The organism is Jannaschia pohangensis (assembly GCF_900113875.1).
GTDB classification, from domain to species: domain Bacteria; phylum Pseudomonadota; class Alphaproteobacteria; order Rhodobacterales; family Rhodobacteraceae; genus Jannaschia; species Jannaschia pohangensis.
Window position 1 is genome coordinate 333,129 of record NZ_FORA01000002.1, and the last position, 18,504, is coordinate 351,632.

Below are 18,504 nucleotides of genomic sequence, written 5' to 3' on the forward strand. Positions count from 1 at the left end.
AGCCCGGACGGGGGTCAACCCCCGCAAGAGGCAAGAGGCAGATCGAAAGGCAGTTCACGTGAGCAGACAGGCATCCCGACGGGCGCGGTCCATCGCCCTATTCCTGGTCGTGACCATGGTGGCATCCTGCGGGACGTTGCCCCGGTCCGGTCCGAACAAACGCGAAATCTTTGCGGGATCCGTCCTGCAAGAGGGCGACGCCTTCGTGGTAAGCGTGAATCCGCGCGTCACGGCGGCGACAGCTGTTGTGCCCGCCCTCGGGTTTTCGTCCGTCTTCCGCGACGCGGGCGAGTTGGGGGCCGATACGATCCGTCCCGGCGACACGCTCGGCCTCATCATCTATGAGAACGTCGAGGACGGCCTTCTGACATCGACCGGGGCCTCGGCCTCGCTGATCGACGAGGTTCAGGTCGACAGTTCCGGCTTCATCTTCATCCCCTATGCCGGCCGCTTGCGGGCCGCCGACAGCACGCCCGAGCAACTGCGCCGCCTGATCACGCGCCGTCTGGACGAGCAGACCCCCGACCCGCAGGTCGTGGTGCGCCGTCTCGCAGGCGACGGGGCCACGGTCAGCATCGTCGGCGGGGCCGGCGCGCAAGGCGTCTATCCCATCGAGCGACCGACCCGGACCCTGTCGGCCATGATCGCCGCCGCCGGTGGATTTTCGATCGCGCCGGAAATCGCGCTGGTCACCGTCACGCGCGGCAACCGGTCCGAGACGGCCTATCTGTCCGATCTCTACAAGAACCCGCACATGGACATCGCCCTGCGCAACGGCGACCGCATCTTCATCGAGGAAGACACGCGGGCCTTCACCGTCCTGGGTGCGACCGGCACGCAGAACCGGCTGGAGTTCGAGACCGAGACGTTGTCGGCCATCGAAGCCCTGGCCCAGGTCGGCGGTCTGAACGCGAATGTCGCCAACCCGACCGGCGTCTTCGTCTTCCGCAACGAACCCGAAGAGATCGCCCGCGCCGTGATGGGCCGCGACGACCTGATCGGGACGCAGCGGCTGGTCTATGTTCTCGACCTGACGCGGCCCAATGGCATGTTCGACGCCCGGGACTTCGTGATCCGGGACGGCGATACCGTCTATGTGACCGAGGCCCCGATCGTCGGCTGGAACCGGTCCGTCGCGGCTATCTTCGGCTCTCTCGGGCAGGTGACCGCTGCGGGGTCCGCCGTTGGCATCAACTGACGGCGGCGACAGGATCACCGCCCGATATGTTTCGGGCGGGTTTCTGAACCGCCGTATCCGCCGCATTGCATCGCTGGCCGGGGTCGATCTTCGCCCCGGCCTGCCGCGTTCCGGCGACTGGGTCGCGGCCTGGGGCCATGCGGGCACATCCGCGCGGGCCGAAGCCGTCGCCGCACGGCGCGGTGCCCGGATCCTGCGGATCGAGGATGCCTTCCTGCGCTCGCTCCACCCCGGGCGCAGCGGCGAGCCGACCCTGGGCCTGACCATCGACCGGCGCGGCGCCTGGTTCGACAGCCGCTCGCCGTCGGACCTCGAAGTCTTGCTGGCCACCGACAGTTTCGAAGACGGGTCCCTGATCGCGCAGACACGCGTGTTGATGGACGAATGGGCGCGGTCGGGGGTCACGAAATACGCGGCGACACGCGCCGACCTCACGGCCCCTGCCCCGGGCTATATCCTCGTCATCGACCAGACGCGGGGCGACGCCTCGATCACCCTGGGCAATGCGCGTGACACGACATTCCGCGAGATGCTGCTGATCGCGCGGGAGGAAAACCCCGGTCAGCCGATCCTGATCAAGACCCACCCCGAGACGAACGAGGGCCACCGACCCGGGCACTACGGCCTTGAAGACGTGGTCCATGGGGCGACGCTGGAAACCCGGCCCATTGCGCCGTCGATCCTGCTGTCGGGGGCGCAGAAGGTCTATACCGTCAGCAGCCAGATGGGGTTCGAGGCGATCCTGCACGGCCACCGGCCCGTCACCTTCGGACAGCCGTTCTATTCCGGCTGGGGGCTGGACGACGACCGGAACCCGCTGGATCGCCGCCACCGCAAGCTGACGCGGACGCAGCTGTTTGCGGGTTGTATGGTGCTCTATCCACATTGGTACGATCCGCATCGCGATGCGCTTTGCGACCCGGTCGATGTCGTCCGCATCCTGCAGGCGCGGGCGCGGGCCTGGGCCGAGGATCGGGCGGGGTGGTCGGCCCCCGGCATGCGCCTGTGGAAGCGCGCGCCCCTGCGCCGGTTCTTCGACGGGCCCCTCGATTTCAAGGATGGATCGGACAAGCCGCGCCTGCTCTGGGGGCAGGCGAAGGCACCCGAGGACCGGCCCGTGACCCGGCTGGAAGACGGGTTCCTGCGGTCGCGGGGTCTGGGGGCCGAGTTGATCCCGCCCCTGTCGCTCGTCCTCGACAGACAGGGACTCTATTACGATCCGACGAAGCACAGCGATCTGGAGGCGGCGGTGATCCGCGCCGCCGCCTTGCCGCCCGAGGCGCTGGACCGGGCGCGCCGCCTGCGGACGGCCATCGTGAAAAACAACGTCACGAAATACAATCTGCAAGGCACCCTGCCCGACCTGCCCGAAGGGCCGATCCTGCTGGTTCCCGGACAGGTGGCCGACGATGCGTCGGTCCGGCTGGGCACCACGGATGTGGCCGACAACGCCGCCCTTCTGGCCGCGGCGCGGGCGGCCAACCCGGACGCCTTCATCGTTTACAAACCGCACCCGGACGTGGAGGCGGGCCTGCGCGAGGGCGCCATCGACGCCACTGACGCGGACCTGGTGGCGACCCGCGCCGACCCGCTGGCCCTGATTGCCCGGGCCGAGGCGGTCTGGACGATGACATCCCTTCTGGGGTTCGAGGCGCTCTTGCGGGAAACCCCCGTCACCACGTTGGGCGCGCCGTTCTACGCCGGCTGGGGCCTGACCGATGATCGCGGAAAGATCCCGGCCCGGCGGCGCGCGGCGCGCCCGTCGCTCGATGCGCTCGTGCAGGCGGTATTGATCGACTATCCGCGCTATTTCGATCCGGTCACCGGCTCTGCCTGCCCGCCCGAAACGGTGGTCCATCGCCTGGCCCATGGGCCGCTTCCCACGCCCGGCCCGCTCAATCGCGTCCTGTCTAAGGCGCAGGGCGCGCTGGCCTCGCAGGCCTGGCTCTGGCGCTGATCAGAGGTCGAGGCGGCCCAGGATTTCATCCACAAGGGCGGCGATTTCGGCCGCCGCGGCCTTGGCCCCCGGATATTCGCGCACGCCCTGCCCCGTGCCCATGGCCTCGGCATAGGCGACGCGGTTGGCGATGATGGATGCGGCGGGGTCCGCCTCCAGATCCGACAGGGCGGCCTGCACCGATGCGGTCAGATTGGTGCCCGCCCGCGCGCGGTTCAGCACCGCAAGGGGGCGCTTGCCGTCACGTGCGGCCATTTCCAGCACGCCTTCGGTGGCCCAGAGGTCGACCTGGCTGGCCGTGACCGGCACCACGACCAGATCCGACACCTTGAGAGCCGGACGCAGGTCGCTGTCGATCTTGGGCGGTGTGTCGATCAGCACGAAGTCATGGCTGTCCTTGTATTTCCCGGCCTCGTAGCTGACGCCCCAGGCCGACGAGGTCGAAAAAGTCAGATCGCCCTGAAGGCCCTTGGTCCGCTCGTACCGGGTCATGAACCACCGCCCGAGCGAACCCTGCGGATCGCTGTCCAGAAGGGCCACGCCATGTCCGCGCGCCGCCAGTTCGACAGCAAGGTTGGCGCAGAGCGTCGTCTTGCCGGAGCCGCCCTTCTGCTGGGCAAGGGTGATGATCGTGGCCATGGGCCCTCCGATGCTGCGTTGCAGCATTTACCTTGCGGCATATCCGGGGGCGGGTCAATGGAGAGGCAGGCTTCGCGGCAGGGTTGAACCCGAAAGGCGCTTGGTGGAGCCGAGGGGAATCGAACCCCTGACCTCGTCATTGCGAACGACGCGCTCTACCAACTGAGCTACGACCCCAACGGCTGCCGATATGGCCGCGCCCCCGGGCCCTGTCAAGCGAGGGGGCACGGGATGGAACCCGGGGCCCCGGCTTGCGCGTTGGCAGCCGTGGCCTTACGGCTGAACAGGCGGAAGGGCCCGTTGCATGTTTCTGACCCAGAACATTTGGAAATTGCGCGAATGGGCGCGACAGGTCTGGCCGCGCGTCGCGATCTTCTGCGTCGGTGCAATCATCTCTGCGGCCATCGCGCCGCTGATCTCGCCGTTCGTCCCCGACCGCCTGCGCCAGACGATCGACGAGGTGGCGGTGCTTGCCCTGCTGTCGATCCTGACGAGTTCCATGCTGGGTGTCGCCGCATTCTCCCTGACCGTGATGGTGACCGCGCATCACTTCGCCTCCGGTCAGGTCACCCCCCGCTCGCACCGGCTGCTGCGGCAGGACGGCCGCACCCAATCGGTGATCGCGACCTTCATCGGGGCCTTCGTCTTCGCGCTGGTGACGACGGCGGCGATTCATGCCGACCTTTATGGCGGCCTCGATTTTGTGGTGATCTATGGCGTGACCATCCTGGTCATAACGGCGGTGATCGTCGCGCTGATCCGGTGGGTCCATCAACTGGCCAGCCTCGGCTCGATCGAGACGACGACGGCGCGGGTCGAGGATGTGACACGCGATTCCCTGTCGATCCGGATGCGCGCGCCCTTCCTTGGGGGGCATCCCCTGCGCTCGGACGATCGGGAAACGGGCGAGCCGGTGGTCGCCACGGCTTACGGCGTTGTCCGGCATGTCGACGTGCAATCGCTGTCAGAGATCGCCGAGGAGGAGGATGGCTGGGTGCATCTGATGGTTGCGCCGGGCGACCAGGTGGTGCCGGGCGATCTGATCCTGCGGCTGGACAGGTCCGACGGCGGTGCCCTGTCGGACGAACTGACGGACAAGCTGCGCGACCGGGTGTCGGTCGGCGATATGCGATCTTTCGATCAGGACCCGGTTTTCGGTCTTCAGGTCCTGTCGGAAATCGGCCAGCGCGCCCTGTCGCCCGGCATCAACGACCCGCGCACGGCCGTCGACGTCGTGTCTCGCCTTATGGGGCTTTTGGGAAGCTGGGCACCCGATGATGGCAATGACCCGCTGCCCCGGCTGCGCGCCCCCGATCTGGACCGGCGCGTCATGGTCGAGGCGGCCTTCGATGCCATTGCCCGCGACGGCGAGGACCTGCTGGAAGTGCAACTGGCCGTGCAGGCCGCCCTCTCCCATCTGGCCGGGCACGAGGACGGCGCACTGGCGCGCGCGGCGCGGGAGATTTCCGCCCGCGCACTCGCCCGATCCGACACTGCCCTGACTCTGGAGGAAGATCGCGCCCGGGTCAGGGCCGCAGCCCCCGCCTATTCCGCCGCTTCGAGATAGGTGTCGAGCGGCGGGCAGGTGCAGATCAGGTTGCGGTCGCCCGCCACGTTGTCGACCCGATTGACCGGCGGCCAGTATTTGTCGACGCGGAAGGCACCCGGCGGGAAGCACCCGGCCTCGCGGCTGTAGGGGCGGTCCCAGTCGCGGACCAGGTCCTCCATCGTGTGCGGCGCATTCTTGAGCGGGTTGTTCACCGCGTCCATGTCGCCCCGCTCGATCGCCCGCACCTCCTCGCGGATGGCCAACATCGCGTCAATGAAGCGGTCGAGTTCGGGCTTGGGCTCGCTCTCGGTCGGCTCTACCATTAGGGTGCCCGCGACCGGCCAGGACATGGTCGGCGCATGAAAGCCGTTGTCGATCAGGCGCTTGGCAACGTCGTCGACGGTCACATGGGCGGTCTCGTCGAAGGGCCGGGTGTCGAGGATGCATTCATGAGCGATGCGTCCGTTCCGCCCGGTGAAGAGGATGTCATAGGCCCCCTCCAGCCGCTTGGCGATGTAGTTGGCCGACAGGATCGCGACCTTGGTGGCCTGGGTCAGACCGGCGCCGCCCATCATCATCACATAGGCATAGCTGATCGGCAGGATCGACGCGCTGCCATAGGGGGCGGCGGACACCGGCCCCTCGCTCGACCCTTCGGCCTCGGGGTGGCCGGGCAGATAGGGGGCCAGATGCGCCTTGACGCCGATGGGCCCCATGCCGGGGCCGCCGCCGCCGTGCGGGATGCAGAACGTCTTGTGCAGGTTCAGGTGGCTGACGTCGGCCCCGATCTCCCCGGGTTTGGCCAGGCCCACCAGCGCGTTCAGGTTCGCACCGTCGAGATAGACCTGCCCGCCATGCTTGTGGGTGATCTCGCAGACCTTCCGGACGGTATCCTCGAACACGCCGTGGGTGGAGGGATAGGTGATCATGCAGGCGGCCAGATCGTCGCCCGCCGCTTCGGCCTTGGCCGCCAGATCCTCGAGGTCCACATCGCCGTTGTCGGCGGATTTCACCACCACGACCTTCATCCCCGCCATCTGGGCCGAGGCGGGGTTGGTCCCATGGGCCGAGGTCGGAATAAGGCAGATGCGCCGGTTCGCCTGACCGTTCGCACGGTGATAGGCGGCGATGGTCAGAAGACCCGCGTATTCGCCCTGTGCGCCGGAATTGGGCTGCATCGACATGGCGTCATAGCCGGTGATGACACAGAGACGCTGCGCCAATTCGTCGATCATCTCCCGATAGCCCTGCGCATCCTCGGCGGGGGCAAAGGGGTGCAGACGCCCGAATTCGGGGAAGGTCACCGGCATCATCTCGACCGCGGCGTTCAGCTTCATGGTGCAGGACCCGAGAGGGATCATCGCGCGGTCCAGCGCCAGATCGCGGTCGGCCAGGCGGCGCATGTAGCGCATCATCTCGGCTTCGGCGCGGTTCATGTGAAAGATCGGATGGGTCAGGTAATCGCTGCGCCGCTGCAACCCTTCGGGAATGTCGATGCGGGGGGTCGGCGTCGCCTCTACCCCGAAAGCCCGCAGCAGACGGGCCAGGATGTCGCCATCCGTCAGCTCGTCACAGGCGATCCCGATCCGGTCCGTCCCGATCTTGCGCAGGGTGATTCCTTCGGCGCGGGCCGACCGCCAGATGACACCCTGCATCGCGCCCACCTTGACCGTCAGCGTGTCGAAAACATGGGCAGGGTTCACGTCGAAACCCGCACCGGCAAGGGCGTCTCGCAGGGCCACAGCATGGCTGTGAACATGGGTGGCAATGTGGTGAAGGCCCTTGGGGCCGTGGAACACCGCATAGAAGCTTGCCATTACGGCCAGCAAGGCCTGCGCGGTGCAGACGTTGGACGTCGCCTTTTCGCGGCGGATGTGCTGCTCGCGGGTTTGCAGCGACAAACGGTAGGCCTTGTTGCCGTGGCTGTCGACCGAGACGCCGACCAGACGCCCGGGGATCGACCGCTTGTAGGCATCCGCACAGGCGAGGAAGGCGGCATGCGGCCCACCATAGCCGAGCGGCACGCCGAACCGCTGCGCCGAGCCCACGGCGATGTCGGCGCCCATGGCCCCCGGCTCCTTGAGCAGGCAGAGCGCCAGCAGGTCCGTCGCCACGATACCCAGCGCCTTGGCCGCGTGCAGCGCCTCCATCTGGGGGGTCAGGTCGGTCAAGCCGCCGAAGGTGTCGGGATACTGGAAGATCGCGCCGAACACCGCCTCGGGGTCGAGATTGGCCACCTCGTCCACGATGACCTCGATCCCCAGCGGTTCGGCCCGGGTCCGCATGACGGCGATGTTCTGCGGATGGCAGCGCGCGTCGATGAAGAACCCGGTGGCCTTCGACTTGGCGACCCGCTGCGCCATGACCATGGCCTCGGCACAGGCGGTCGATTCATCCAGCAGGGACGCGTTTGACACCGGCAGCCCGGTCAGGTCGCTGACCATGGTCTGGAAGTTCAGCAGCGCCTCGAGCCGACCTTGGGCGATTTCGGGCTGATAGGGGGTATAGGCCGTGTACCACGCCGGGTTTTCCAGGATGTTGCGCTGGATCGCCGGGGGGGTCACCGTGTCGGAATAGCCCTGCCCGATCATGCTGACCGTGACGGTGTTGCGGCTGGCGATGTCCCGCATCCGCGCCAGGATCGCGTGTTCCGTCATCTGCGGCCAGGGCAGCGGGTCGGCCTGACGGATCGACTGCGGCACGGTTTCGTCGATCAGCGCATCGAGGCTGTCGCAGCCGACGACCGCCAGCATCTCTGCCATCTCGGCGGGCGAGGGTCCGATGTGGCGGCGGTTGGCGAAATCGTAGGTGTCGTAGTCGGTCAGGGACATGGGATCGCTCCGGGGGGATTGGCACGTGGTCTGGAAGGTGGGGCCGCGACGGTCACATCCCGTGACCATCGCCATGCCGCCGTCGGGTTCGGTGGAACCCTAGTCTCCGATGAATTCCTTGTAGCCGTCTTCATCCATCAGGCCGTCCATCTCCTCGGGGGTGGTGGTCGTCATGCGGAAGAACCAGGCGGCTTCGGCATCTTCGTTCACAAGGCCGGGCGTTGCGGCCAGCGCGTCGTTCACCTCGACGATCTCGCCGTCGAGCGGGGCCATGATGTCGGACGCGGCCTTGACCGATTCGATCACGACGATCTCTTCGCCCTTGGTGACGGTCTGGCCGATCTCGGGTAGCTCGACAAAGACGACATCGCCCAGTTGGGTCGCCGCATGTTCGGTGATGCCGACGGTGATGACGCCGTCATTGTCGTCAAGCCATTCGTGGTCTTCGGTGTATTTCATCTGGGCCTCTCGGAGTCAGCGCTTGTAGCGCGGCTGGTGGAAGGGAAGTTCGGCCACGGCAACCGGCAGGCGTTTGCCCCGGACGTCGCCGAACAGGATGGTCCCCGGCGCAATATCCGCAGGAATGTAGCCCATGGCAATCGGGGCGCCGACCGTGGGGCCAAAGCCGCCCGAAGTGACGATGCCGCAGGGTTGCGCGTCCGTCTCGGACGCATAGAGCGCGACACCGGCCCGCATGGGCGCGCGGCCTTCGGGGCGGAGACCCGCGCGGCGACGGGCCGGCCCGCCGTCCAGTTCCGCGAGGATCCGGTCAGCCCCGGGAAAGCCCCCGGCCCGGTCGCCACCGGTGCGCCGGACCTTCTGGATGGCCCAGGCCAGATCGGCCTCGACGGGCGAAATCTCGGCCGTCAGGTCCTGTCCATAGAGCGGCATCCCCGCCTCGAGACGCAGGGAATCGCGCGCGCCCAGACCGATGGGCAGAACCGCGTCATCGGCCAGGATCGCGCGGGCCAGCGCCTCGGCGCGGTCCACCGGCACGCTTATCTCGAAGCCGTCTTCGCCGGTATAGCCCGACCGGCTGATCCAGAGGTCCGCGCCGTTCCAGGCCAGCGTCGCCACGTCCATGAACCGCAGGGCGGCCACGCCCGGCACCAGCGCCTCGAGCACCGTTTCGGCGGACGGACCCTGCAACGCCAGAAGGGCGCGGTCCTCCAGCATCTCGACCGACAGTCCGGGCAGGCCCGCGCGCAGGATTTCCATGTCCTGATGCTTCATCGCCCCGTTGACCACGAGGAACAGGTGATCGCCCCGATTGGCGAACATCAGGTCGTCGGCCACACCGCCATCGGGCAGGGTCAGCAGGCCGTAACGTTGCCGCCCTTCGCCCAGGCCCATGACGTTCACCGGGATCAACGCCTCGAGTGCCGCCGCAGCGCCGTCGCCCCGCACGATCACCTGACCCATGTGGGACACGTCAAACAGACCCGCCTTCGACCGCACGTGCAGATGTTCGGCCATCACCCCGGCGGGATACTGAACGGCCATCGAATAGCCCGCGAAGGGCACCATCTTGCCGCCAAGGTCCGCGTGGAGCGCCGCCAGCGGCAGGGGGATCGGATCGGACATGGTCGCACCTCGCAGGGGTCGGGTTGACCCGGTCAGTGCCCCCTCTGTCCCTTCGCCTGAGATCGCTATCCCTTCGGCGGACGCAAATGCGCCTCTCTCCAGAGTGTTCCGCGCGACAGGTCCGTTTGCCTGAGAGTTTACCGGGGCGGTTGCTCCTTCGGCCCTGCCCATCCGGCAGAGTCTCCCGTGTCGCGCGTTTCCTATAGGAAACTACCCCCTGCCCCCGCAAGTGCGAAAATGCGGGGTCCGTGGCCAATCGACCGGCTTGCGTCCGACGCGGCGGTCTGTTCACCCTGCCACCTGTCGACCAACCCCGCAGGACCCGCATGACACCGCGCTTTTTCGGCTATGGCAGCCTCGTCAACCTGACCACCCATGACTATCCGAACCCGCAGCGTCTACGCGTTGCAGGCTGGCGGCGGGCCTGGCGTCACACGCCACTGCAACCTGCGGCCTTCCTGACTGCCGTGCCCGACCCGGGCAGCGTCATCGACGGGATCATGGCGGACGTGCCCGCCGACGACTGGGCCGCGCTGGACCAACGCGAAAGCGGCTATATCCGCAGCCCGGTGGCCGAAGGGGCGCAGATCTATCACATCCCCCACGACCTGCATGGCCCGGCGACGCAAGCCTGCACCATTCTGCTCAGCTATCTGGATGTCGTGGTACAGGGATATCTGCGCGAATTCGGCACCGACGGCGTGGCGGCGTTCTTCGAGACGACGGACGGATGGGACACCCCGATCCACGATGATCGCACCGCGCCGCTCTATCCCCGGGCGCGAACGCTCAGCCCCGAGGAGCTAGCGCTGGTCGACCGCCAATTGGCCCGGGTCCGGTCCTGAGGGTCAGTCGGCCGCACGGGCCAGCGCCTCCAGCACGACCGCCTCGGTCAGAAGCTCGGGCAGCACGATGCCGTCCGGCGCGCCAGGGCCGAAAACCTGATTGAACGGAATGCCGAACCGCCCGTTGGCGCGCAGGTATTCGGTGATCGTGTCGCTTGGACGGGTCCAGTCGGCCTGAAGTGCGGTCACCTGCGACAACGCCTCGGCCACCGCGCCCTGATCCAGGACAAGCCGCTTGTTGGCCTTGCAGGTGAGGCACCAATCGGCGGTGACATCGACGAAGACGACTTGGCCCGCGGCCACCTCATCGCGTACCCGATCCTCGGACCAGACATCCCAGCCGGTCGCAACCGAGGCGACCGCGACCGGTGCCGTGGGCACGACCATCGCGACGGCCAGCACGGCGGCAAGGCCCACCGATCCGACCAGAACCGGCCAGCGACGCAGGGCCAGCGCGGCGAACATCGCGGCGGCAAGACCGCTGACGGCCAGCGCCAGGGGCCAGCCCGCCGAGGCTGCAAGAACGCTGACCAACCAGACCGCCGTCAGCAGCAGCAGGCAAGCCAGACCCGCCTGCACCGTCTTCATCCAGCGCCCCGGGCGGGGCAGCAACCGGATCAGCCCGGGCCAGACCGCCACGGCCAGATAGGGGGCCGACAACCCGAGCCCCATGGCCAGAAACACCGCCAGCACTTCGGTCGGGCCATGGGTCAGCGCATAGGTGACGGCGGTCCCGATGAAGGGCGCGGAGCAGGGCGTCGCCATGACGGCGGCAAAGGCCCCCGTGGCGAAATCGCCGCCAAGGCCCCCGCGGCTTTCGGTGCGGGCCATGCCGGTCATGGCCCCCGACCCGATTCCCACGGCAAAGAAGCCCAGCATATTGGCGGCGAACAGCACTATGAGGCCGATCATCAGCGCAAGGAACACGGGGTTCTGGAACTGGATGCCCCACCCCACGGCGACGCCCGCCGCACGAAGGGCGATCACCAGTCCCGACAGGACGGCGAAGAAGGCGAGGACACCGGCGACCGACGCAAGGAACCCTGCCCGGACCCGGGCCCGCGACTGGTCGGCCATGGCCAGCGCCGAGGTCAGCTTGATCGACAGAACCGGAAGGACGCAGGGCATGACGTTGAGGATCAGCCCGCCCAGCATCGCCACCAGCAGGATGCCCCAGAGGCCGGTCCCGGTCGTGGGCCTTGCGGGCGGTGCGGCCCCGGGATCGGCGCGCAAGGTGGCCGCGCGGTCACCGTCCACCAGCGTCAGGTCCAGTGCGCCGTCACCCGGCGACAGGACCGGCAGGCGCGCCCAGAGGGTCTGACCCCCGTCCGCCAGCACGATTTCGGGCAGACCGAAGGCGGCGTAGTCGCCATGTTCCGGGAAGACGTCGACACCGCCGAATGACACCTCAGAGCGGGCCAGGAAGGTGAGCGCGGCGTCGTCCAAATGGACCTGCTCCAGGGTGATTCCCGCCTCCTCGCCCGTCTTTGGAACTTGCGCGATCCAGGTCGACAGCCGGTCGGCAGCGGCCATGTCGATGCCGCCCCCCCGAGGCAGGTCGAGCGTCATGGACAGCGTTTCGGGGATGCAGACATCGGCGCAGACGAGGATATTCGCATCCAGGGACAGGCGCGCGGGCTTCCCCGCCTCGGTCAGCATCACGGTCAGGGGAAAGAGCACCTCTTGCCCATAGCCGAAGTTCTGAATCTCGAAGGCCTCGAACCGGGTGGGGGCGGGATAGGACAGGGTAACGGAGGCGATGTTCTCGCTGCCGTCCCAAGACAATTCCGGCGGCAATCCGACCTCGCCCGGCGACCGCCAATAGGTCTTCCATCCGTCATCGAGCGCGATGGCCAGGCCCGCCGAAACGGTGCGGCCACCCGGCCCGACCCCGTCTTCGACCGAGATGATCTGTCCGCGCGACACGGCGCCCGCGGACACCGGCGATTCCGCCGCCCAGAGCGGTGCGGCAAGAATCGAAAAAAGGGCGACAAGTCGGGCAAACATGGCCTTTCAATATGTCCTCTGCGCCGCACCAGCGAGGGGGTGCCGCACAGAATGACGCGAACGTGACCATCTGTCCCGCTTGCGCCCGCCCGCATCCGCGTCCAACCTGTCACGGACCCGTGACCGTACTGGAGCCCCGGATGCCCCGTCTCGCCCCCCTCGCCATCGCCGCGGCCCTTGCCATGTCGCTGGCCGCCCCTGCCACGGCGCAGGACTTCACGCCCGAGGAAATCAAGCAGCTGGCCCTGCAGGCGATCCTGGAAAACCCCGAGATCGTGATGGAGGCCGTCGGCATCCTGCAGGCCCGCGACGCCGCCGAAGCCGAGGCGCAGGCGCAGGCCACCCTGGGCGACAACCGCGACCTGCTGGAGCGCGACCCGAACGCCCCAGTCCTTGGCAACCCCGATGGCGATGTGACCGTGGTGGAGTTCTTCGACTACAATTGCCCCTATTGTCGGCGCGCCGGGGACGAGGTGGCCAAGCTGAAGGATGCCGATGACAACGTCCGGATCGTCTACCGCGAATGGCCGATCCTGGGCGAAGGGTCCGACTTTGCGGCACGGGCGGCGCTCGCCTCTCGGGCGCAGGACAAATACGGCGAATTCCACGAGGCGCTGATGGGCGCTCGGGGCCGGGTGGACGAGACATCGGTGCTGCAGATCGCCGTCGAAGTTGGTCTGGATCTCGACCGGCTGCGCGCCGACATGGAAGCCCCGGACGTGCAGGCGCATATCGACACGTCGATGCGGCTGGCACAGGAGCTGGGCTTTACCGGCACGCCCAGTTTCGTGATCGGCGACACCCGCGCCCCCGGCCTGATCGAGGCCGCGCGCATGATCGAACTGGTCGAAGCGGAGCGCAACGGCGGCTAGACCAGGCTGGCCCTGACCGGCACCATCGTGCCCAAGGCGGTCGCCACATGGGCACCGTCGTCCCCGTAGACATCGGCAGCCACCGCAATCAGGCGACGGCCCGGGCGCAGAACGCGGCCCTCGGCCACCAATTGCCCGCGCGCGGGGGCCAGAAGGGATATCCGAAATTCGCTGGTGACGACCTCCGCATCGGGGTCCATCAGGGTGAGCGCGGCATAGCCGGCGGCGGAATCGGCCAACGCAAAGGTCAGCCCGGCGTGGCCAGCCCCCTGCTGCTGACTGCTGGCCTCGGTCACCTGCGCCTCGACCCGGACGCGGCCCGGTTCGACATGGGCCAGCGTCGCGCCAAGGGTGCGCATCAACCCCTGCTGTTCGAAACTCCGACGAATGCGCGCCCGCAACGCGTCGTCGGTCACGGTCTGCCCGCCATGATGAGGCACGTCGTCGACCCGGTGGCATAGAGCTTGCCGTCCTCGACCCCCCGGATCACACCCTCGGCGACACCCGTGGATCGCCCGGCGTGGGACACGGTGCCGATCGCCTCGATCGCCATGCCGATGGGCAGGGCGCGGGTCACGTTCACCTTGTATTCGAGGGTGGTGTAGTAACTGCCCTGCGGGACGCGGGTCATCACCGCACAGGCCATGCAGCTGTCCAGAAGGGTGCCGTACCAGCCGCCGTGAACCGTCCCGAGCGGGTTGCAGTGATCGAATGTCGGCGTGCCCGCGAAAACGACGCGTCCGGGGGCCACCTCGGTCACGCGGTAGTTCAGGAGCCGCCCGATGGGCGGTTGCGGCAGGGTGCCGTCGCGCACCGCCTCCATGAATTGCAGGCCGGACATCGACAGGACGGTGTCGCGGCTGGCCAATGCGTCAGGGCCGTTTGCATAGAACAGCGGCGGAAGATCGTCGGTTGTCTTGGTCAAGGTCGTCCCCGCAGGCAATCAGCCCGCGAAGACTAGCCGCATGGGCGGGGTCAGGCCACCCTGCTCAGTGCCGGTTCCGGGACCAGACCCAGGGCGGAACAGACATCGCGGGTCAGCTCCGGACGGTTGAGCGTGTAGAAGTGCAGATGCTCGCAACCTTCCTCGACCAGACGGTCCGCCAGCTCCGCCGCCTGTGCAATCGCCAGCAGGTCGGCGCGGTCGTCCCGCAGCGCGACTTCGAAGGCGGCGGCCAGATCGTCGGGGATATAGGCGCCGCAGCTGCGGGCGAATTTGGAGGCCTTGGTCCAATCCTCGATCGGCAGCAGACCGGGTACGATGGGCGCATCGATGCCCGCCTTTACGCAACGGTCGCGGAACCGCAAGAAGCTGTCAGCATCGAAGAAGAACTGGCTGATCGCTTCGGAGGCCCCGGCGTCGATCTTGCGCTTGAGCCATGCGATATCGGCCTCGGCGCTGGCGGCTTCGGGGTGAACATCGGGATAGCAGCCGACACGAACGGTGAAATCCTCCTGAGCCAGCGCCGCGATCAACTCGACCGAATCGGCAAACCCGTCGGGATGGGGCACGAAGCCCTTGGCGCCCTTGGGCGGATCGCCCCGCAAGGCGACGATGTCGGTGACACCGGCGGCCTTGAAGCCGCGGGCGACCTCCAGCGTTTCCTCGCGGCTGGCATCGACGCAGGTCAGGTGTCCGGCCACGCGCAGGCCGAACTGCTTGCCCAGCGTCGCCACCGCTTCGCGCGTCAATTCGCGGGTGGTTCCGCCCGCGCCATAGGTGACGCTGACCCATTCGGGGGCAAGCGGAGCAAGAGTGTTGACGCAATCCCACAGGCGGAAGCTGCCTTCGAGGGACTTGGGCGGGAAGAATTCGAACGAAACGGTGGGCATGACAGGCATCCTTTGACGGTTGTCCTGTTGTGCCCTGTTCCGGTATCGTGAGACAGGCTCATAATCTTCAACATCAACATGAGCGATCCGGGGATTGGACATGAAGCTGCATCTGGAATTCCGGCACCTGCGGACGATCCGCGCGATCCACGATTGCGGCGGGTTGGCGCGGGCAGCGGACCGGTTGAACATCACGCAGAGCGCGCTCAGCCATCAGGTCAAGAACCTGGAGGATCAGATCGGCGTCGAGCTGTTCGTGCGTCGCTCCAAGCCGATGAAGCTGTCGGCGGCCGGGCAGCGCCTGCTCAAGCTGGCGGATCAGGTGCTCCCTCAGGTCGAGGCGGTGGAGCAGGATTTTGCGGGCCTTCTGTCGGGCAAGACGGGTCGACTGCACATCGCCATCGAATGCCACGCCTGTTTCGAATGGCTGTTCCCTGTGCTGGAGCAGTTCCGCCGCGCCTGGCCCGAGGTCGACGTCGACATTCGCCCGGGCCTGCAATTCCAGGCCCTGCCCGCACTGGAGCGGGAGGAGGTGGACCTTGTCGTCTCCTCTGACCCCGACACGATCCCCGGCGTGGAATTCGCGCCGCTCTTCGACTATGAGCCGGTCTTTCTGGCGTCGTCGCAGCACCCTCTGGCGACGAAGCCCTTCATCGAAGCGCAGGATTTCATCGGCGAAACCCTCATCACCTATCCGGTGGAGCGGCCCCGCCTCGACGTCTTCAGCCAACTTCTGACCCCCGCCGGGGTCGAGCCCGCCGCCATCCGGCAAGTGGAGCTGACGGCAGTGATCCTGCTGCTGGTGGCGTCGAACCGGGGGGTCAGCGTGTTGCCCGATTGGGTGGTGCGCGAGGTGCGGTACAATTCCGACTACGTGACCCGGCCCCTGACCGAAAAGGGCCTGACCCGGCGTCTCTATGCAGCCGTGCGCGAGACGGACGCCGCCAAACCCTTCATGGCCCACGTGCTGCGCCTGATGCGGACGGAACCGCTGAAACTGCAACGGCAACCCGCCTGAGACCCCATGCTCGACTTCCTGATCCAGATGATCGGCACGCGCCCGATCGAAATCACCGCCGTGCTGTGCGGCCTGGCCAACGTGATCCTGATCGTCCGGCGGTCGATCTGGAACTATCCCTTCGGCTTCCTCGTGGTCATTCTCTATGCGCTGATATTCTTTGAATATCAGCTCTATAGCGACGCGCTGTTGCAGGTGTATTTCTTCTTCATCCAGATCTACGGCCTATGGAACTGGCTGCGTCACCGGCAGGATGACGGGCGGATCGTTGTCGAGGTGCTGACCCTGCGGGAACGGGCGATCTATGGCGCGGTCACGGTTGCGGGTTGGGCCACGCTCGCCACGCTGATGGGCCGCTACACCGACGCCTCCTTCCCCTGGTGGGACGGGGCCATCGCGGCGCTGTCGGTGCTGGCGCAATTCCTGCTGTCTCGGCGCAAGCTGGAGAACTGGGTTCTGTGGATTGCCGTCGACGTGCTGGCCATCGGCCTTTTCTGGATCAAGGGGCTGCAACCGACGGCGGCGCTTTACGGGGTGTTTCTGGTCCTGGCCACCATGGGCCTCCTGCAGTGGCTGCGGGCCTGGCGCGAACAGCGGCCCCTATGACGACGCGCGGTTTCCTTCTGGGAAAGTTCATGCCGCTGCATGCGGGCCACCTGTTCCTTATCGACGTCGCCGCGCGGCACGTGGACCAGCTGTCGGTGATGCTCTGCACAAGGGACGTCGAACCGATTGCCGCCGACCTGCGCGCGGGCTGGATGCGCGCCTCGCTGCCCCTGGGCGTCCGACTCCTCCACATGCACCGCGACATCCCGCAGGAACCCGCCGACCACCCCGACTTCTGGGCGATCTGGCGGGCGGCGGTGCGCGAACACCACCCCGCGCCCATCGACGTCGTCTTCGGCTCCGAGCCCTATGTGGAGCCATTCGCCCGGGTGCTGGACGCCCGCCCCTTCCCGGTCGACATCGACCGGCAGACCGTGCCGATTTCGGCCACGGACATCCGCCTTGATCCGGCGGCGCATTGGCCGCATGTGCCGCCCGCCGTCCGTCCGCATTTCCAGCGGCGCATCTGCCTGATGGGGCCGGAAAGCTGCGGCAAGTCCACTCTGGCCGAGACGCTGGCCCACGATCTCGGCACGCTGCACATCCCGGAACAGGGTCGCGCCTATGATGCGCTGTTCCGGCAGGGGGCCGACTGGACGCCGGACGATTTCACCGACCTGGCCCGGCGGCACATGTCCGTAGCCGGGGCCATCGCGGCGCGCGCGGGGCCGGTACTGCCCGAGGATACCGACCTGCTTCAGACGATGATCTGGGCACGGTTCCTGCTGGGTCATGTGCCGGAAGCCCTGCTGCGGGTGCTGGCCGAATTCGTGCCCGCCCACCTCTATCTGCTGATGACGCCCGATGTGCCCTGGGTGCAAGACGGCACCCGGTATCAGGTGGACCCGAGCGAGCGGCGCGCCTTCTTCGAGGAATGCAGGGCTCTCCTCGACCGGGTCGGGGCGTCCTATGTCGTGGTGAGCGGGCCCGACCACGGCGATCGCCTGCGCCAGGCGCGCGCGGTCATAGCCTAGATCAGGCGCAACGCCGCCGTCCGAAGCGTCTGATCGTCCATCCCGGACCGGGCCGCTGCCGACAGGCCCATCATCGCGACGGAAATCGCGCTGACCTCTGCCCGGGCGGTGTCCGCATCGGCCCCGAGCTCCATCGCCCGCGCCATCATGGCGGCCCGGCGCGCGGCGACGATCGCGCCCAGATCGTCGCGAAGGGCGCTGTCCCCGGTGCTGCCAAGGGTGCCGAGCACGAGGCACCCGACTCCGCCATCGCGCAGATAGAGGTCCAGCGCCGCCAGCAGCACCCGACGCCGCAGATCGGCAAGATCCGACGCCCCGGATATCGCCTCCTCATAGACCTGACCGCTGGCCGCACCATAACGTGCCACGGCCCGGTCAAAGAGCGCCCGCTTGGAACCATAGGCCGCGTAAAGGCTGGGCGGTTTGATCGCGAGCGCATCGCACAGGTCGGACACGGACACATCGTCATACCCCCGTCGGGCAAACGCCCGCAGGGCCAGATCGACGCCCGCCTCGGCATCGAAGGTGCGGGGACGGCCCCGGCAGGGTTTTTCTATAGGGGCCACTAATCAATCCTTGACGGCACAGCCT

General features: G+C 67.4%; 17 protein-coding genes, 1 tRNA gene and 2 riboswitches. Of the genes, 8 read left to right on the forward strand and 10 right to left on the reverse strand.

Going from position 1 to position 18,504, the window contains the following annotated elements:
• Window positions 1–58: 58 nt before the first annotated feature.
• Both BM002_RS08610 and BM002_RS08615 read left to right on the forward strand, forming a co-directional pair.
• The gene (locus tag BM002_RS08610) at window positions 59–1,198 is read left to right on the forward strand and encodes a polysaccharide biosynthesis/export family protein (RefSeq protein WP_245749180.1); all 1,140 of its coding nucleotides are present in this window, start codon (window positions 59–61) and stop codon (window positions 1,196–1,198) included.
• The gene (locus BM002_RS08615; RefSeq protein WP_245749181.1) at window positions 1,185–3,155 is read left to right on the forward strand and encodes a capsular polysaccharide biosynthesis protein; all 1,971 of its coding nucleotides are present in this window, start codon (window positions 1,185–1,187) and stop codon (window positions 3,153–3,155) included. The genes BM002_RS08610 and BM002_RS08615 overlap by 14 nt, the downstream gene beginning before the upstream one ends.
• On the opposite strand, the gene parA is transcribed toward BM002_RS08615, so the two are convergent.
• A complete protein-coding gene (parA, locus tag BM002_RS08620; RefSeq protein WP_092780510.1) occupies window positions 3,156–3,794 on the reverse strand; it encodes a ParA family partition ATPase in 639 nt (212 codons plus the stop codon).
• A gap of 101 nt (window positions 3,795–3,895) precedes the next feature.
• Window positions 3,896–3,971: transfer RNA gene (locus BM002_RS08625), tRNA-Ala, on the reverse strand.
• 127 nt (window positions 3,972–4,098) lie between these two features.
• Here BM002_RS08625 and BM002_RS08630 point away from each other — a divergent pair.
• Window positions 4,099–5,361 carry a DUF2254 domain-containing protein gene (locus BM002_RS08630; protein ID WP_092779523.1) on the forward strand — a complete coding sequence of 421 codons (1,263 nt, stop codon included), beginning with the start codon at window positions 4,099–4,101 and terminating at the stop codon, window positions 5,359–5,361.
• On the opposite strand, the gene gcvP is transcribed toward BM002_RS08630, so the two are convergent.
• From gcvP to gcvT, 3 genes are all read right to left on the reverse strand, one after another.
• The gene (gcvP, locus tag BM002_RS08635; RefSeq protein ID WP_092779525.1) at window positions 5,340–8,174 is read right to left on the reverse strand and encodes an aminomethyl-transferring glycine dehydrogenase; all 2,835 of its coding nucleotides are present in this window, start codon (window positions 8,172–8,174) and stop codon (window positions 5,340–5,342) included. The genes BM002_RS08630 and gcvP overlap by 22 nt on opposite strands.
• A gap of 99 nt (window positions 8,175–8,273) precedes the next feature.
• Window positions 8,274–8,633 (reverse strand): glycine cleavage system protein GcvH, encoded by a 360-nt coding sequence (gene gcvH / locus BM002_RS08640; RefSeq protein WP_092779527.1) that lies wholly within the window; start codon window positions 8,631–8,633, stop codon window positions 8,274–8,276.
• 15 nt (window positions 8,634–8,648) lie between these two features.
• Entirely contained in the window at window positions 8,649–9,758 is a 1,110-nt protein-coding gene (gene gcvT, locus BM002_RS08645; RefSeq protein ID WP_092779529.1) for a glycine cleavage system aminomethyltransferase GcvT, read from the reverse strand.
• A 40-nt stretch (window positions 9,759–9,798) separates the two neighbouring features.
• Window positions 9,799–9,864: riboswitch (glycine riboswitch) on the reverse strand.
• Between the two features lie 2 nt (window positions 9,865–9,866).
• Window positions 9,867–9,955, reverse strand: a riboswitch (glycine riboswitch).
• Window positions 9,956–10,084: 129 nt separating this feature from the next.
• On the opposite strand from gcvT, the gene BM002_RS08650 reads away from it, so the two are divergent.
• Window positions 10,085–10,603, forward strand: a complete 519-nt coding sequence (locus BM002_RS08650) for a gamma-glutamylcyclotransferase family protein (RefSeq protein ID WP_092779531.1) — start codon at window positions 10,085–10,087, stop codon at window positions 10,601–10,603.
• Between the two features lie 3 nt (window positions 10,604–10,606).
• On the opposite strand, the gene BM002_RS08655 is transcribed toward BM002_RS08650, so the two are convergent.
• Window positions 10,607–12,610, reverse strand: coding sequence for a protein-disulfide reductase DsbD family protein (locus BM002_RS08655; RefSeq protein WP_092779532.1), 2,004 nt, complete (start codon window positions 12,608–12,610; stop codon window positions 10,607–10,609).
• Between the two features lie 140 nt (window positions 12,611–12,750).
• Here BM002_RS08655 and BM002_RS08660 point away from each other — a divergent pair, with 140 nt between their 5' ends.
• Window positions 12,751–13,482: a DsbA family protein gene (locus BM002_RS08660; RefSeq protein WP_092779534.1), complete on the forward strand. Its 732-nt coding sequence runs from the start codon at window positions 12,751–12,753 to the stop codon at window positions 13,480–13,482.
• Here BM002_RS08660 and BM002_RS08665 read toward each other — a convergent pair.
• The 3 genes from BM002_RS08665 to metF form a co-directional block, all read right to left on the reverse strand.
• Complete coding sequence (locus tag BM002_RS08665) at window positions 13,479–13,841, reverse strand: PaaI family thioesterase (protein ID WP_092780512.1); 363 nt, start codon at window positions 13,839–13,841, stop codon at window positions 13,479–13,481. The two genes, BM002_RS08660 and BM002_RS08665, sit on opposite strands and share 4 nt — an antisense overlap.
• Window positions 13,842–13,894: 53 nt before the next feature.
• Window positions 13,895–14,377, reverse strand: a complete 483-nt coding sequence (locus BM002_RS08670) for a PaaI family thioesterase (RefSeq protein WP_425431853.1) — start codon at window positions 14,375–14,377, stop codon at window positions 13,895–13,897.
• A gap of 80 nt (window positions 14,378–14,457) precedes the next feature.
• On the reverse strand, window positions 14,458–15,315 hold the full coding sequence (metF, locus tag BM002_RS08675) for a methylenetetrahydrofolate reductase [NAD(P)H] (protein WP_092779536.1): 858 nt from the start codon (window positions 15,313–15,315) through the stop codon (window positions 14,458–14,460).
• Between the two features lie 106 nt (window positions 15,316–15,421).
• Between metF and BM002_RS08680 the strand changes: the two genes are divergently transcribed.
• Genes BM002_RS08680 through BM002_RS08690 form a run of 3 tightly spaced genes read left to right on the forward strand, consistent with a single transcriptional unit; the run spans window position 15,422 to window position 17,913 of the window.
• Window positions 15,422–16,333 (forward strand): LysR family transcriptional regulator, encoded by a 912-nt coding sequence (locus BM002_RS08680; RefSeq protein WP_092780518.1) that lies wholly within the window; start codon window positions 15,422–15,424, stop codon window positions 16,331–16,333.
• A gap of 6 nt (window positions 16,334–16,339) precedes the next feature.
• Window positions 16,340–16,939 (forward strand): nicotinamide riboside transporter PnuC, encoded by a 600-nt coding sequence (gene pnuC / locus BM002_RS08685; protein WP_217641162.1) that lies wholly within the window; start codon window positions 16,340–16,342, stop codon window positions 16,937–16,939.
• A complete protein-coding gene (locus BM002_RS08690) occupies window positions 16,936–17,913 on the forward strand; it encodes an AAA family ATPase (protein ID WP_092780524.1) in 978 nt (325 codons plus the stop codon). Before pnuC ends, BM002_RS08690 begins: the two co-directional genes overlap by 4 nt.
• Here the strand turns inward: BM002_RS08690 and BM002_RS08695 are convergent.
• Window positions 17,910–18,479, reverse strand: a complete 570-nt coding sequence (locus BM002_RS08695; RefSeq protein ID WP_092779538.1) for a TetR/AcrR family transcriptional regulator — start codon at window positions 18,477–18,479, stop codon at window positions 17,910–17,912. The genes BM002_RS08690 and BM002_RS08695 overlap by 4 nt on opposite strands.
• Between the last annotated feature and the right edge of the window lie 25 nt (window positions 18,480–18,504).

Coding starts and splice junctions, on each gene's coding strand:
- BM002_RS08655 (WP_092779532.1), bottom strand. CDS start 12,610: ATGTTTGCCCGACTTGTCGCCCTTTTTTCGATTCTTGCCGCACCGCTC.
- pnuC (WP_217641162.1), top strand. CDS start 16,340: ATGCTCGACTTCCTGATCCAGATGATCGGCACGCGCCCGATCGAAATC.
- BM002_RS08665 (WP_092780512.1), bottom strand. CDS start 13,841: ATGCGCACCCTTGGCGCGACGCTGGCCCATGTCGAACCGGGCCGCGTC.
- metF (WP_092779536.1), bottom strand. CDS start 15,315: ATGCCCACCGTTTCGTTCGAATTCTTCCCGCCCAAGTCCCTCGAAGGC.
- gcvP (WP_092779525.1), bottom strand. CDS start 8,174: ATGTCCCTGACCGACTACGACACCTACGATTTCGCCAACCGCCGCCAC.
- BM002_RS08650 (WP_092779531.1), top strand. CDS start 10,085: ATGACACCGCGCTTTTTCGGCTATGGCAGCCTCGTCAACCTGACCACC.
- BM002_RS08630 (WP_092779523.1), top strand. CDS start 4,099: ATGTTTCTGACCCAGAACATTTGGAAATTGCGCGAATGGGCGCGACAG.
- parA (WP_092780510.1), bottom strand. CDS start 3,794: ATGGCCACGATCATCACCCTTGCCCAGCAGAAGGGCGGCTCCGGCAAG.
- gcvT (WP_092779529.1), bottom strand. CDS start 9,758: ATGTCCGATCCGATCCCCCTGCCGCTGGCGGCGCTCCACGCGGACCTT.
- gcvH (WP_092779527.1), bottom strand. CDS start 8,633: ATGAAATACACCGAAGACCACGAATGGCTTGACGACAATGACGGCGTC.
- BM002_RS08690 (WP_092780524.1), top strand. CDS start 16,936: ATGACGACGCGCGGTTTCCTTCTGGGAAAGTTCATGCCGCTGCATGCG.
- BM002_RS08660 (WP_092779534.1), top strand. CDS start 12,751: ATGCCCCGTCTCGCCCCCCTCGCCATCGCCGCGGCCCTTGCCATGTCG.